A 16121-nucleotide genomic window follows, 5' to 3' on the forward strand; every position below is an offset into this window, starting at 1 on the left:
AAAAATTTGACCCCTGGTGGTTTGAAAAATGAATTATATAAATATATACCGTGGACCACATTCTAATCTTTGTTAGAAGGATCCACGGTGATCATATAGTTTCTATTTTCCCTCTTTTTTTCATTCCTATTTTACTATTTACATATCACAATCACTTTTAAATTCTAATACTTTAATATCAGAAATATTATTATAATAAATATTACCTTTTAATACCAAAACAGCTTTAAAATATTTTTCATTTATTTTTTCTATGACCATTTCTTCATTTTGACTATATTGCTCTAATAACATACTATAATCATGTTTCAATTTATCAATCTCATTAATATCTTCCTTTTTTATTTTTTCAAAAATTATCCTATAATCAAAAGAAAAAACTATATTACCTTTTTTAGTCAAAATCAAATTTTTTCCAAGATTAATTTTATAAAAATTAATTTTTTCATCTTCTAAATTTATTTTCATTTTTAAAAGCATAAAAAGAGATTCGTTTCCAATTATAAAATTATAATTTTCTAACATTTGCTTTTTCGTTTCAAAATAATCTTTTTCTTTATTTTTAAAACAAAAATCAATTTTTTCAATATTTGTTTTGGTATAAAATTCTTCAATTACTCTTTTAGACAAACTAAAATTTATATTCCTAAAATCTAAAAAATCATAATATGTTTTATCTGAATATACTTGAAATAGAATAGGATATTTCTTTTCAGAAATTTCGAACTTTCTCATCATATTTGACATTACAAAATTTTCTCTTAATCCGATTAAATATTCTTTTTTATCTTCACTAAATTTATTTTCTAGTAGTTGCCATATTTCTTTCTTACTTATTTCTTCTTTTAATGCATGAGCTTTATTATCTACTTCTGATATATCAATTGTTTCATCTTTGCTTATTTTTTCTTCTAAATTATATTTTTTATATGTTTCTAATATATCGATTATTTCACTGAAATCTTTCAAAAATATTTCAAAATTTTCTCTCTCAATTTCATCTAAAATTTTAAATTTAAAAAGATTTTCCTTTAAGTGTTCTAAATGTTTTTTAAAAAAATCATATTCATATTTTTTTTCTTTAAAATATTCAATAATTTTATCTTTAAACAAATAAAGGTTTAATGATTTAGATTTATATATAAACAACAATAACAATTCTAATCTATAATCATATGAAGTTTCAAAATAAATTTTTGCATTTATTATAGTTTTTTTCTCTATTTTTTTTAATTCTATTATATTATCAAAAAAACTGCTATTTTCTTCTATAGAATCAAAAAAAGTTTCCATAAGATATATATCATCATATTTTCTTTCAAACATTTTAGATATAAAGTTTACTATAATTTCTATAATTTCCTTTTTTGTCTCAATAGAAGTTTCTTTATCTTTAATAATATACTCTAAAAATTTTGCCATCATTAAAAAAATTCTTTTTTTTATATAAATTATATCTATAAAATTAAATTTTGATTCTGAAAACAATTCATATATTTTTATAAATAAATTAAATTCATTTTCATCATCTAAAATATATTCAAAAAAAATTTCTTCGTCTTTCTTATATTTATATAAATTAATTATAAAATCAAATACATATGCAAGATATCTGTTTATTATTTCATAATATATATTTTTATCATTTAATGATTTAAATATTTGAAAAAATTTAACTATAAACTTTTCTTGATTTTCATAAAACGTTATAGTATAATCCTCATTATTAATTAAAAATTCATTTAATTCCTTTAATATTTCTAAAATAAATATTACACTTATTGGGTTGTTATAATTTTTAAAATCAGAATAAATTTCTTTAAAATCTATATAATTAATCTTTTTGTTTTCGGATTTTTTTATGTTATTGATTACAATATATTCAACTAATCGCAGAAAACTTCTTTGGTGATCTTGAGATAATTTATCAGCCTTTTTTTCTACAATTAATAATCCATATTTTATCATTTTAAATTTATAAAGTTCAATAATTTTACCATTTTCTTTATTATTAAATATGCTAATTAATTCTATGGTATAATCAAAATTTATACTTAATATTCTATCTAAAAAAACATAAAAATTGTTAAAAAATATATTATAAAATATTCTACTTTCCGGATCTATTATTCGCAAAACTTCTTCAACAAAATTAATCATTTCTTTCTTAACTTTTTTGTTTTCAATTTCATCTATAAAAAATTCAAAAATTTGTTCTATTAAATTCTCCAAAATTTCAATTTCACCTTTTTCGTTTAATAAACTCATATATCTTACAAATTCATTGGTATTTATATACTCATTCATCTTCATCACTCTCATTGCTTAAAATATAATTTTTATAATTAACTAATACAGCTTTAGCAATATTCTCTTGTACTATTAAAACTTTTATAATTACATATATTGCATATCCCAAATTTAAAATAAAGAATATACCTATTAAGTAAGTTAAAAAAATTATCATTTTCAAATCCAACAAAACCAATATTATCGACATGACATAATAGTAAGTTACAAAGCCTATAAAATGTTTTATTTGTTTTTCAAACAATTTAAAAATAGAAAAAGGAAAATTCAAAAATTTTTCAATCAGTAATAAAAATATCGGAACAATAAATCCAACCATACTTGCAATTACACTAAGTAATATTTCAAAATTTCAAGCTGCGTTATTTTTTCCAACAATTCCAATGGTTTATCTTCTTTTTCTTATAGTAAAATGATTCTATATCTTCAATATCTTTCAAATTTTTTCTGCAAATATCAAGTAATTTTGGAAGACACAATTTTTTTAATCAGCCATATCACATTCTGAATTCTACAAACATTTATTTTATCAATAAGGGATTAAATTGATATTTTCTTATTCATTTATAACATTCTTTAATAAATAAGCATCTCTTTTATTATCTATTTTTTTTAATCTACTCAATATTTTATTTTCTGTTTCAGGAGACCAGTATATTTTTAACTGTTTTTTTGCCCTTGTTATGGCCGTATAAAAAATGTTATGGGTAATTCTTTCTTCTACTTCATCCGTAATAACAATTTTAACCGAATCATATTCAAGCCCCTGTGCTTTATGTATAGAAACAGCATAAGCAATTTGAAAAGGTACTATTGTGTCCGTAGATTCATCATCTTCATCAGTACTTCTATATTTATTTACCTTAAATCTAATAGTTGACTTTCCATTAGCATCATCTTCGATAAGTTCTATATCATTATAGTCCATTATATCTGTTTCATTTAATACCTTATCAATTTGAATATCAAATTGTATATAATCATCTTTTTTCTCAATAAAAACTATTTTACCTTTAAGATTATTATAAATCGAAGGACCAAATCTTTTAGTATCATTAAACAAGATAGGATCATTAACTTTATAAACAAGTTCTCCCCAATATACAGCAGTATTAGGATTATTAGCTTGTAAAAATCTATTAATATTATTAATTCCATATAATCCATCATAATTTAAACAAAGAATAATTTCATCTTCTTCGTGTTTTTTAAAAATAGATTCGTCTAATTTGGTTGTATAGTTTTTTTTCGCCAAATGCTCTGAAATGTCATCATCTAAATTTCTTACTTTATTCCATAACTCTAATAAATCATTATTAGTAGTACGATATGGTTTTGTCAACTCAAAAAGTACATTTTTTGGCAAAAATTCTCTTGAAATATTAAACCAATTGCCAAATCGTATAGACTCTATCTGAAAAACATCTCCTACTAAAACTATAAGTTTAAAAGAAGCTTTCCTTAAAACGTTTAACATATCATCGTTACTAACTGTACTACTTTCATCTATAAATAACAAATCAAAATTTACGTTTGAATTTTTTGAGGATAAAAATTTTGTAATTGTCATAAATTTGCAATTTTGAGCATTTACTTTTCTTTTTAAATTATCAATTGCTGGATTAGTATTAGCTAAATAAAGTTTTTTACTATTATTAAAAAAATTTGAAATATGATTAATCATAGTTGATTTGCCAGTGCCAGCAGAACCATAAATCATAGCTACTTTAGATTTTTCAAACATATTTATTAATATTTCTTTTTTATCATTGCAATCTATTTGATACCCTGAATTTTGCAACCAATCATGTACAGATTTTGAATAATTCTTTATTCCCGAAAAAGCTAAAGCTTTTAATAATTTTATGATTTCAATTGTATCATCTCTATATCCTTTTATATAAATGAAATCCTTGTATTTATTCAAACTACGATTTTCATGTCTATAATAAAGTTTACTATTGTATGCTTTTATAAGTTGATCTATATTTTCGAAATTCTTTATTTCTTCTTGTGGTGTAAATAAAATCCCTTCAATTTCAGTATTGTTCTTAATATATCTAGCGAATAATTCGTCTTCTCTATTTTCAACATTTAAACAATTTAACAAATCATAAAATTTTGGATTATGGTTTATTAGAGATGTCGAAAAAGGAATTTGATCAAAAGGAATACACCCATATTTAAGTTTTAAATTTGATAAATGTTTATTAAAATTTTTATGATAATATTGTTGTTTTATAACTTTATTATTCATTTTATACAGTAGATATTTTATTACATTTTCTCCAGGATTATTATTTTTTACTAAATATCTGCATTGATCTAATACATCAAAAAATTGAGATTTTATATCTTTAATTATATTATACTTTATCTCATTGTAATAGCTATCTTCTAATTGTATAAATTCATCTAAAGATAATCCTGAATTTGTCAAAAAAGCCATTAACCTTTTATACTCCTGATGACTACTTTGTATATTAATTTTAAAATCAAATATTTTAGCAAAATTGTTCAATTCACAAGGCCTTATTGATACTTCCCAATCTTCAATAATACTAATAGGCATCGTTTTATTCAATATTTTTATCGTAGAATTTCTAATAAAAAGTTTAATAGCGTAATTTGGAGAAATTTCATGTTTTGTAAAAGCAATAACTCTATCAAATTTGCTAACACGATCATGAGATCTTGTAAAAGTTACTTCGTAATAAACTTTATTATCTACAAAAAAAGGTTTTATTTTTTGAATATAATATCTGTCATTTTGTAGCTTTCCTTTTAAAGGTTTTTCTATTTGTTCAACAATTTTTTCATAATATTCTTGTGTTGTGCTATCCAAATCGATTGGAAATTTATCTATATTAATAAAAACATCAAGATTATATTTTTCTTTTAAAAAAGATTTAATTTTAAGAAGATATTCGTAATATTTAAGCATCAATCTTTCAGAACTATCTTCATCAAGAGTATAGTGTGAAACAGAAATTTTTAATAATTTATAAAACTTATTTAAAAAATTATAAGAACTTTTTCCTTTAATATATTTTTTTGCTTTTTGAATATTATCATAATTTATTTCAATGTCATTACCCTTACTATATATTTTTAAAAAAATATATTCAACCAAATTTCTGAGATGTGCCAATATATTTTGAGATAATAAACCTCTATCACTATCATCAAACTTACTAATATTTTTAGAAATTACTTTATCAATATCTAAAATAGCTTTATCTATATTTTTAATTTTTTCATTCATAACTTATCTCCTCTTGTTTATAGAATATGCACTTCTCCAAAAATAATGACAACCCCAAGTTTAACTAAAAAACAAAATTTCAAGCTGTGGTCTTTCCTGAATAATTTCTACCATATATAATATTGATTTTTTTTAAAGTTAAAATTTTCCCTTCCTTATCCCTTACATTATTATCTCATTCAAAATCTCTAAAAATACCAAAATTTTTAATTGATTTAACCTTTTTTATCATATTAAAACCTCACATCAAAATTTATATTTATGTAACATTCAAAAATTCTTATTTTAAGTCCTTTATAAAAGAAATCATATTATTTATTATAACACTCCTCTTTGTATCCTTAAGATATTTCATATGTCTGATATTCTTATCAAAATCAGTTATAAATAATTCCTTTTTTTCATCTTCTAAAAATTTTAAAAATTCTTCTCTTATATTATCTTCAAAATAATCTTGATACTCGTTTTTTATAAACTCAAAAGCTTTTTTTATTTCTTCTTTTCTACCTTCCCAATTATAATATCCATCTCTATCTTTTATAACGTTTTCTAAAAACTCTAACATTAAACTCAAAAATTTTATTTTATTTGTTTCTTTAGCAATACTATATGAAGTAATTGCCAGTTGTAAATAATCAGTTCCTATAAATTCTTTTTCTTTATAATATTCAAGGGTCCAATCAACTATATTTTCAACTTCATTATCTAATTTTTCTATTAAATCTTTCTTTTCAGCTATGTTTATATTTTTAGATAATATAATTTGAGAAATAATTTCAAAACATATTTTATTATCTTTTATATCCTCTATATACGTATATAACTTATTTACACCTTTTGATTCATATATTTTAAAAAGAATTAATTTTAATTTCATCTCGTCTTCTATACTTGAAAAATCAATATTATCTCCTATAGCTTTAAATAATTTTTCATTCTCTTCAAATAGAAAATATGCAAAAAATAAATTGTTTTCATCTTCAAAAATTATTTCTTTAAATTTGCTTTTATCCATTTGATAAACAATTTCGAAGTAAGGTAAAAAAATCTTTAAGTTATAAGGAAAATCAAACACTAAAGAATCTTTAAACATATACATCCAATCAAAAAAATTTATTTTTCCAATATTTAAAGTTCCATCATAATAAAAATTACTATATTTACTTTTTAAAAATATTTTTGCCCCATTTAAAGATAAATCCCAATATTTTTTTATTTTATCATTTTCATCTTTTTCCAATTCTAAAATAATTAATTGCATATTATCCTCTATAATTAATTTATAAGATAACAAAGCAAACAACAAAAAAGATGGAAATATTTTCTTTTTTTTCAAATATTCATTGCTTCCATAATCAGTCATAATAGTCTTAACAATCTGAAAATTCTCTTTAATATCTTTCCCATCAAAAAGTTCATCAATTAAGTTTATATCTATATAATCACCAGAATTTATTGATAATACAATTTCATCAAGTTTTTCTCTATAAAACTCTTTTTCCTTCATATCAATCTTCCTCCCAATTATAAATATTTTTTAGCGATGAAATAAGAGAAGAAATTTCATCTATTTCATCTAAACCTATTTGATAAACAGCAAATGTACTATAATTTTTCTTTTTAAATAAACCTGTCATAGAAGTTCCTATATGCCATAATGAATCATAATTTTTAATATCTTCAGCAACCCATAATAACCAATACCTATCATGAACATTCATTTTTTCCGCAATATCACTATATAAGGGATAAAAATTAATTTTCTTATTTGCTTTTTGGGTTAAAAAATTTGCTATCTCTTTATTATTATCACATTGGCTACTAAAAAATATATACTCTACATAAAAAAAGAAATTTTTTGTAATATTTATAAATTTTTTTATTTTATCTGTACGTTTATTGATTTTATCATTGTTATCAAATAAATAATTATCAATAATTATAAATTTATATTTATATTTTGGATATGAAATACTATTTTTAAATTCATTGTTTAAAAAATTTAAAAAATCATTATATGTATATATATTTTTAAACATATTCACACCTCATTTTGCTCAGCAATTGATTTTACATAAATCTCATTATATAAAATTTTAAAAATCTCCTGAGATTTTGGTACGGATAATTCTACTATAGTGGAAAAATTTTTCCCTATAGAGTTAATAGAACTTCCGAGCAAAAAACCACTTTTTACAATTTCTTCTCCATTTTTATTTATAGTCAAAAAAATAAATCTATCATGAAAATGTTTATTTGAACATACAAAATCAATGGTTGTATTATATTTTTGTCTTAATTCTTCTTTCCACTTTTTTATTTTTGAATTCAAATCATTTTGTTCATACTTTTTCTTATTTTCAAATATTATAATCTTTTGTGTATGAAGATTTTGATTAATAAGAGTTATAAAATCTTTCATAGTATCTTTAAATTCATCTAAATCAAAATATGGATCAAATATCCATATCCTGTCAAAGTTTTCATTCTCAAAAATTCTTTGAAAATGTTCAAAAATTTTTCTTTGCTCATTCGGGGTAGAAAAAATAATCTCATAGTTATTTTCTAAACTTTTTAAAAAATATCTTTCATCATTATAATATTTATTTAATAATTTTAGGTTCTTTATATATTCGCTTTTATCTGCAATTTCAAAATTTTCATAAAAAATATCTTTCAATAGAATATTTTTATCCAATGTTTTTACATACTCTTCTTTCTGAGAATTTGTTATTCCCACTTTTAATGATATTTCCATAATAAAATGAGCATTATTGTATAAATAAACTAATTCATCGTTTTGATTATATACTTCAACATCCAGACTATTCCATAAATTATAAGATGCAGGTATTTTTATAGGATATTTACCAGGTTCGGTAATTTCAAGTTTTTTAGTAGCCACAATAACTTTATGAAATCTAAATGTCAATACTGCCGTCATTTTTTCTATTTCATTTAAATTATATCTAATACTAAGTTTTATATTTTGGGGATTATTTTTAACTCTTTCCAAATCAACTTCTACCCCCGTTGCTTCAAAAAATAAAACATTACCTATGGAATATGGATTATCTTTTAAATTAAATCCTGATAGTTCATAAACCCATTTACAAATTTCATTAAAAACTTCACTATTTTCTGGAATCAAATCAAAAATTTCATCTTTGTTCATTTTTAAAATTTCCATGAAATAAGTACTTTTATTTATATATGGATTTTTGCTAAATGTCATTTGATCTCCTAGAAAACCTTCTACTCTTAATTTTGAAACTTTTATCGAATTCTTTTCTTCTTCAATTTCTTGTCGAGATATATATTTTTCAGTAAATATTAAAGTTAAATCTTTTGCAACATTTATTTCTTTACTTATATTTCTTTTACTCATTTCCTGATAATAATCAAAATTCTTTAAATTGTGATAAATAGTTAATACATGTATTTTATCATCTTCATTTTGTTTTAAAACAAACTCTTGCTTAATTACTCCTTTACTTAAATCTTTAAAAATCACGTTTATCAACTCCTTTGCACATAAATTTTATAGAGTTCATCTTTTTTCTTTCACAAGTTAGCAACAAATATTAACTCATCTTTATGATATCATAATCCAATATATCATTCAATAAAATAAATATCTGTTACCAAAAATTAACCGTTATTAATATAACAATGCTATATTAATTGATAGCGGTGATTTTCACAAATCAATTTCAGATAACCCCACAGTTTTTATTGTGGAGTTTTATATTTCTGCACATTACAATAGTAAGTAATTATTTTTATACATTTTCAATCATTTTTCCAAATCTTCCATATTTCAGGTAATTTATCATTAATAGACCTTCCTTCACATTTTTTATAATTTCCAGAATTTTTAATGATTTATTTTCAATATATTTAGCTTAAAATTCTGTCTTTGAATTAGGTTTATATTTTGGTTCCAAAATTTTTATATTTATAGGTGGATAATTAAAATTCACACTGCTTAAAATAGCCTCACCACTTCCAAGTTTTGGTACTATATTTATAACATTATTATCTTTTGGCAGAACATACTTTAATTTTTCTAGATCATTTGAATTAGTTAAATTATGAATAATAAATGTCCCAAATTGACTTAAAATTCCCTCAGGAATATCTCCTGGTCTTTGTGTAATAATACATAAAAATACTCTTTTCTTTCGAGTTTCCTTAGCAATATACTCAAAAGAACTACGTTTATATTTTTTTAATTCATTATCGCCATTTTTATTTAAAAAATTATGCGCTTCATCAAGAAACACTATCAATGAATTTTTAGAATTTTTAACAATATTATTTCTTGCCATTTCAAGAATTTTTCTTCCCATTAATTCAACAACTATTTCTTTCATATTATATTCTGACACTATATCTTCCAAATTTAAAATTAACAACCTTTTATTATGTGAATTATTATTATCCTCATCATTGGGAATATCATTCTCTTTATTTTCTTTTATAAAATTTTCAATAACTGATATTATATTTTGTTTCTTTTTAGAATCTGATTTAAATATACTATTATAAAATTCACTTGTTAGAAAATTATTTAATCGTGCAATCATTGAAATACAATATCCAAAGGTTTTTTCATCTTTTTTCCATTTTTCTTTATTACTATTCATATATGATACAACACACTCATTTTCAATTTGTAAAGGTAATTTTTGTAAATCAACATTTTTAAGATCATTTTTTATTATTTCACCATAAAATTTCATATATATTTCGTTAAATGCTTCAGGAGAATTGCCCTCCTTTTTTATGTTTTCATCTTTAATAAAGTCTTTAAATTTTTCATACTCTTCTTTATTTTTCTTTACTTCTTGAACAAGTTTTAAAGACTTAATTGCTTCATTTAATTTTGGAATCTGAGCTCCTTCTGATGGATTTAAAATTAAATATAAATCTTCTAATTTCATATTTTGAGGATCTATATAAGAATCTTCCCCTATTTTAAATATAGAAGCAAATTCTTCACCTTTAAATGCATCAGCATATTCACCTGTTGGATCAAGAATTATAATTTTTTTATCTTCCATTTTTAACAATGATTCTATCAATTTTGCGGCAGTCCAACTTTTTCCACTTCCGGTAGTTCCAACAATAGCACAATGTCTCGAAAAAATCCCTCCTAAATCATCAATTTTTAAAAAATTATTACTTACAAAATTTGCAAATTCATATTTTTCATTTTTTTGCTGTATTTTAAAAAGTTCTTTTAAAACACTCTTACTTGCAAGATAAACTCTCGCTCCAACATTAGGAAAATCTGAAATAGTTTTTTTCAATTCTAAATCAAGATAATCAAAAGAAAACAGTATATTTACTTTAACTTTTGGATTAAAATCACCTTCAACATTTTCTAAATTTTTATCTGTAATATTTTTTCTTTCCTTTTCTAAAAACTCAATCTCAAATATTTGCCCTAAAAAACCATATTTATCTCCTTCTATTACAACATAAGAATTTAATAATCCTCCATGAAAATCCTCACCATTATAATAATATTTAGTCAATTGTTGCACATATGGTGTATTTAAAATAATATAATTTATATTTACCTTTGAAATATAACCTATCAACAAATTTCTATCAAAAAATGACGTATAAAAATCACTCATTTACATCACCTTTATATCCAATATAACTATTACCATAAATTTTTTTATCCTTAATAAAAGTAACAAAATCTGAAAATGTTGAACTCAACAACATAACATTTCCAACACTTTGAGCTGCATCTTTCAAAAATTTTATATTTTCATTTTCAAGATTAACATCTACATATAAAATCCTAAGACTTCTATTGGTTTTCAACGCATTTTCTACTATAGTTTTCAAATGCTCATCCGCAAAACTAAAACCAATTATAATTAAAATAGTGTTCTTCTTTTTTAATTCAGATATAAACCTTGAAAATAATTCAAAATATGGTGTTTCATATGTTTGCTTAAATTTTGTGCTTGCAGGATATATCATAAGATACTCAAAGTCTCTTTCATCATTATTTACATTATATTTTTTCACAACTTCATTATTTTCAACAACCCAATCTATAGAACCATGAAGTTTATATAAATGAATTACATTGTCTATATATGAATTTTCACCAGAAAAACTACCATATTGTCTCTCAACAATATCATAATCAAAATATCTACCATCAAATTTTGAAGGATTTGTAAAGGAAAAACCATCAATAACAACTATTCTTTCATCAGATGCTGCTTGTTCAAAAAGAGTATCATAATTTGTTGTAAATATTTTCAATCTCTCATCATTATTTTTTCTTTTTAAAAATTTACTGAGGAACTCCCCATGTTTAAAATATTCTTTATCGTATTTCAAAGTGTAATATTCCCTTATTTTATCCTCTATCTTTTTGATACTATCACCAATATTATCTTCAATTCCTAATTCATCATACATCTTTGCCTTGCTCAACAAGTCTTCAAGATTAATATTATCATTATCATTATCATTTTCATTTTCATTATCATTATCATTATCATCATCTTTATCATTATCTTTATTTTTATATTTTACAATATTCTTTAAATAATCTAAGGCCTTTTTACTTTCCTCTTTTTTATTTAAAGCATTAACAATTTGCCTCATAGTTTTTCCAGATTTTTCACTTAATTCAATTATTGAACTACCGGCACCTGTTAAAACTACTACATTTTCATCATACTGATAAATAAAATCATTATTTACCAAAGTTTCTAAATCCTTCTTTATTCCTTTTATATTATCCTCCAATAAATCAATCTTATTATCATCTATAAATAATTTTAAAGACTTCCTATTATCATTTTTTAGAAACCTCTCTTCATTAAACACACTAAACAAATCTAAAATATTATTATCAGATTCAGCTTCGATTTTCTTTTCCTTACTTAAAAAAGCAATTTCTTTCCCATAAAATCACTCCTATAATATTCACAAATTAAAGCTAATTTAGTCTCCACAAAACAAATTTTTCATACATATAAATTCTACCACCAAATTCAATAAAAAATTTACCTAAATTTAAAAATTAATTTTTTAGTTGCAGGGAATTAATTAATCAATGATATATTAAATTAAAGAAATAATTCACAAATATTGATTAGAAATTTACATGAAGATTTTGTGGAATGAGATAAAGTATGTAGAGATTTAGGAGATTATAGTGGATTGGTGAATTAGGAGAGGGACTTTAAAGAAATGGCTACAACTTCTGATTATGAAAACTCTAATAGATAAAGAATATTTTCACAAACCGATTTCAGATAACCCCACAGATTAAACTGTGGGAATACTATATTTCATTTAATTCTCAGCTTTACCAGACACCATTTTTTCAAATATACAAAATGCTTTTTCCAAATTTTTGACACTTTCATTTTCTTCGCCAATCCAGTTATCAATCGTATTTATCTCATCTTTTGAAATGAATCTATATTCTTCATACTTTTCCTTATCTATATCAATTTTATTAGAATCTTTTATTTCTGCTAGAAAAATTATTCCTGGAATTTTTCTTCCATTTCTATCTTTGAAAAAATAAGAATTTATTGGTTCTAAAACTTTTATTTTTAATCCAAATCTTTTATTATATTCCTCTTCTAATCTTTCTTCAAATGTTTCGTTTCCTTTAAGTTGAGCACATCCAAATTCCCATTTTTTAGGAAATCTATATCTATCTTTAGAGCGTTTTACTACAAAAGCTTCTATTCTATTATCATTCTTTTTTAAGCATAATGCCACACAATGAACTTCGGCAATTTCACTTCTTTTCCCTGGAACAGTATCTCCCCTTTTTTTTGTATTTCTCTTAAAATATTCTTCTATTCTTTTTATAGTTTCCATTTTATCGGCATCTTCTAAAATTTTCTCAATCTGTTCTTTTTCATCAATTTTCACTACTTCACCTTTTTTTATCTTATTTGAGAATTCGCAAAAAAAATGTTCATCATAATAAAGAGACTCTTTTAAAGTTTTATTTTTAAAATCCTCTTCATAATACCATATAATTGGATAGTATCTTTCATTCCAAACACCTTTTATCTTTTTATAATCTATTAAATATAAATTACTACTTTTGTCATCTGATAAAAAATAAGAAATATTAGCATCAACTATCATTCTTCTCTTACGAGAAAACTTGGAAATTCTAAACCCTATATCTATATCTTCGCCTATAAAATCCACAGATTTTTCAAAATTATATGGTCTTAAAACTTCATTTTTGTCTCCTTCCTCATATTTATCAAAAATAATGTTATTGCATTTTTCATTTTTTAATTCTTCATCAAATGATTGTTCACATACACTTGCTAGCCATACAGTAGATTTAAAACTTAATTTCAGTTTTTTTCTCATCTCATCATTCTGTTCAATTAATATCTCATATGCATATTTTGTATATTTTTCTATTTCATCTTTACTATACACTGGAACAAAAAATATTATTTCATCGCCTAATGTCTTCCATATTTTAGCCATAGTAATTTTAGCCTTTATTAAATCATTTAACTGTGTATAATAATTCCATATCTGATTAATCCAATTCTTATGTCTTGTTTTATATGCTACCGAATTAACCATATCATATGATATAAACATATAAACTTTTTCCATCGAATCTTTTTTTTCAATATTTTTAGCTTCATTTTTTTTAGGAGCTGCTTTTTTAACTTCTTCTAATAGGTCTTCTATATTATGAATCATACTCTCACCATTCAAATAAACCTAAAAATTTGCCTCTAGTTATAACTGCTTTCTTAGAAACTCCAAAATAATTAGCTATAGGTTCAATATAAAATGCATTTTCATCTTCATCAAAATTTTCATACGCAATTTTTTTAAATTCATCTTCCGGCATTAAAAACTCTCCAGCAAATTCATTTGCTTCATACTCTATATAATTTTTATCTCGTCTATAATAAAAATCAAAAAAATCGTTTATATTATTCCATTTTTCTTCATTAATAATATAACCCATATGCAAAAACAAATGTCCTAATTCATGTGCTATAGAAAAAACCTTTCTTTCCTTTGGAAGAAAGTCTTTATCTGTTACAATTATTCTGAATTTTTTTTCTTCATCATCAATTTTTACAATTTTTGCCTCAGCATAATTTTCCAGATCCTCATCACTAAAAATTATTTCTCCGCCTAATGTTTTTACAATATTTTCTAATTTATTTATTGTTGCTGGATTTTTAAATTTTAAAAGTTTTCTTAATTTCCTGGCAAAATTACGTATTTCTTCTTTCGTATAAACTCCAGCTTCCATAATTATCCCTCCAGAAACTTTTTCTACTCTTATTTTATCACATACATTATTTTTTCCAAAAGTTGGGCTTTTAAAAACAATATATTTTGTTTTTTATATTATGCAAAACAAAAACGGCGTATTATTTATATATTATTCATAAATTTTAAATATTCATTTCCATTTTTGATAATTTCTTCAATAGATTCATTTAATTCACCATTTTCTTTTAACAAATTAATATCTAAAATTGATTTTATAATATGCGCCAATTGAATACATACATATATATCATTTTGTTCTGATAAATCATAATTACTCCAAATTGCACCTTTCTTATTAAGAATATCTTTCATACTATTAATATATTTTATAAAATAAGAATTTAATTTTTCTAATAATTCAATAATTTGATTTGTTTTAGTATATATATTATTTAACGTTCTTATTATTTCTTTAGATTGTAATTTAAATTCTTCTACTTTTCTATATTTTTTTTCAGCTTCATTTAATGTTTTTTCACTTTTTTTCTCAACTACTACTCCACAGATTCCAAGAGCTACTCCTGTTCCTAAACCACCTAAAATAGTCATTCCACCTATCATTCCAAAACCTCCACTAGCTAAAGAACCTCCTCCAAACCATGCTAGCGTTGCATTTGTTGCAGCAGCACCTGATAAAGTTCCTATTGCAGTTCCAGTTGATGCAGTAGCAAGTCCTCCTAAACCACTCATAACAAGACTATATAATCCATAAGAAGATAATGTACCTCCAGCAATTGATATTATTCCATTTACAGCTATATCTTTAGCTTTAAATGAAGCTATTTTTAATTCTTCAAACTCTTTCTTTAGAGAATTAAAATAATCATTTGATATATCAAATTCTTTCATATTATTTATATTATCTAAATCAATACCTTCTATTTTTTCAAAATTTATTATAAATTCATTTACTGAGGTAGAAAGTATTTCTATCTTTTTATGACCAAATGATTCTATAATTTTTTGAACTTTATTTCTTTCTCTTTCTATCTCTCCATTAATTTTTTCTAAAATATTTTCTGCTTGTTCTTTAATTTTCTTCGCTTTATTATTATTTTTATAGCCTTTTTTTATTGAAGTATAACCTATTCTCCCTGAGACTACTGCCATACCGGCAAATATGATAGGAATAAATATTGGCATAAAACTCCTCCTTATATAATAATGTCATAATTTTTTCAAAAACAAACTATTTTTTTTAAAACTATCTTAT

11 protein-coding genes are annotated in these 16121 nt (G+C 22.7%); all 11 read right to left on the bottom strand.

Going from position 1 to position 16121, the window contains the following annotated elements; all coding sequences use genetic code 11:
• Positions 1-138: 138 nt before the first annotated feature.
• The gene (locus LN42_RS06200; protein WP_075780533.1) at positions 139-2307 is read right to left on the bottom strand and encodes a hypothetical protein; all 2169 of its coding nucleotides are present in this window, start codon (positions 2305-2307) and stop codon (positions 139-141) included.
• Entirely contained in the window at positions 2300-2467 is a 168-nt protein-coding gene (locus tag LN42_RS10965; RefSeq protein ID WP_156865402.1) for a hypothetical protein, read from the bottom strand. Before LN42_RS10965 ends, LN42_RS06200 begins: the two co-directional genes overlap by 8 nt.
• Before the next feature lie 399 nt (positions 2468-2866).
• Positions 2867-5575: an ATP-dependent RecD-like DNA helicase gene (locus tag LN42_RS06210; protein ID WP_075780535.1), complete on the bottom strand. Its 2709-nt coding sequence runs from the start codon at positions 5573-5575 to the stop codon at positions 2867-2869.
• 280 nt (positions 5576-5855) lie between these two features.
• Positions 5856-7082, bottom strand: coding sequence for a hypothetical protein (locus LN42_RS06215; protein WP_075780536.1), 1227 nt, complete (start codon positions 7080-7082; stop codon positions 5856-5858).
• 1 nt (position 7083) lies between these two features.
• The gene (locus tag LN42_RS06220; RefSeq protein WP_075780537.1) at positions 7084-7614 is read right to left on the bottom strand and encodes a hypothetical protein; all 531 of its coding nucleotides are present in this window, start codon (positions 7612-7614) and stop codon (positions 7084-7086) included.
• Positions 7615-7616: 2 nt separating this feature from the next.
• Positions 7617-9089 carry a VPA1262 family N-terminal domain-containing protein gene (locus LN42_RS06225; RefSeq protein WP_075780538.1) on the bottom strand — a complete coding sequence of 491 codons (1473 nt, stop codon included), beginning with the start codon at positions 9087-9089 and terminating at the stop codon, positions 7617-7619.
• 391 nt (positions 9090-9480) lie between these two features.
• The gene (locus tag LN42_RS06230) at positions 9481-11223 is read right to left on the bottom strand and encodes an ATP-binding protein (protein WP_075780539.1); all 1743 of its coding nucleotides are present in this window, start codon (positions 11221-11223) and stop codon (positions 9481-9483) included.
• Positions 11216-12445, bottom strand: coding sequence for an SIR2 family protein (locus LN42_RS06235; protein ID WP_075780540.1), 1230 nt, complete (start codon positions 12443-12445; stop codon positions 11216-11218). Before LN42_RS06235 ends, LN42_RS06230 begins: the two co-directional genes overlap by 8 nt.
• 471 nt (positions 12446-12916) lie before the next feature.
• The gene (locus tag LN42_RS06240; protein WP_075780541.1) at positions 12917-14317 is read right to left on the bottom strand and encodes a hypothetical protein; all 1401 of its coding nucleotides are present in this window, start codon (positions 14315-14317) and stop codon (positions 12917-12919) included.
• 4 nt (positions 14318-14321) lie between these two features.
• Positions 14322-14885, bottom strand: a complete 564-nt coding sequence (locus LN42_RS06245; RefSeq protein ID WP_075780542.1) for an ImmA/IrrE family metallo-endopeptidase — start codon at positions 14883-14885, stop codon at positions 14322-14324.
• A 125-nt stretch (positions 14886-15010) separates the two neighbouring features.
• A complete protein-coding gene (locus LN42_RS06250; protein ID WP_075780543.1) occupies positions 15011-16051 on the bottom strand; it encodes a hypothetical protein in 1041 nt (346 codons plus the stop codon).
• Between the last annotated feature and the right edge of the window lie 70 nt (positions 16052-16121).

It is taken from the genome of Marinitoga sp. 1137 (assembly GCF_001941525.1).
GTDB classification, from domain to species: Bacteria; Thermotogota; Thermotogae; order Petrotogales; family Petrotogaceae; genus Marinitoga; species Marinitoga piezophila.

What these genes read in the sequence shown, in the direction of transcription:
- LN42_RS06215 (WP_075780536.1), bottom strand. Translation starts at nt 7,082, where the DNA reads ATGAAGGAAAAAGAGTTTTATAGAGAAAAACTTGATGAAATTGTATTA.
- LN42_RS06245 (WP_075780542.1), bottom strand. Translation starts at nt 14,885, where the DNA reads ATGGAAGCTGGAGTTTATACGAAAGAAGAAATACGTAATTTTGCCAGG.
- LN42_RS06240 (WP_075780541.1), bottom strand. Translation starts at nt 14,317, where the DNA reads ATGATTCATAATATAGAAGACCTATTAGAAGAAGTTAAAAAAGCAGCT.
- LN42_RS06230 (WP_075780539.1), bottom strand. Translation starts at nt 11,223, where the DNA reads ATGAGTGATTTTTATACGTCATTTTTTGATAGAAATTTGTTGATAGGT.
- LN42_RS06210 (WP_075780535.1), bottom strand. Translation starts at nt 5,575, where the DNA reads ATGAATGAAAAAATTAAAAATATAGATAAAGCTATTTTAGATATTGAT.
- LN42_RS06220 (WP_075780537.1), bottom strand. Translation starts at nt 7,614, where the DNA reads ATGTTTAAAAATATATATACATATAATGATTTTTTAAATTTTTTAAAC.
- LN42_RS10965 (WP_156865402.1), bottom strand. Translation starts at nt 2,467, where the DNA reads ATGATAATTTTTTTAACTTACTTAATAGGTATATTCTTTATTTTAAAT.
- LN42_RS06250 (WP_075780543.1), bottom strand. Translation starts at nt 16,051, where the DNA reads ATGCCAATATTTATTCCTATCATATTTGCCGGTATGGCAGTAGTCTCA.
- LN42_RS06200 (WP_075780533.1), bottom strand. Translation starts at nt 2,307, where the DNA reads ATGAATGAGTATATAAATACCAATGAATTTGTAAGATATATGAGTTTA.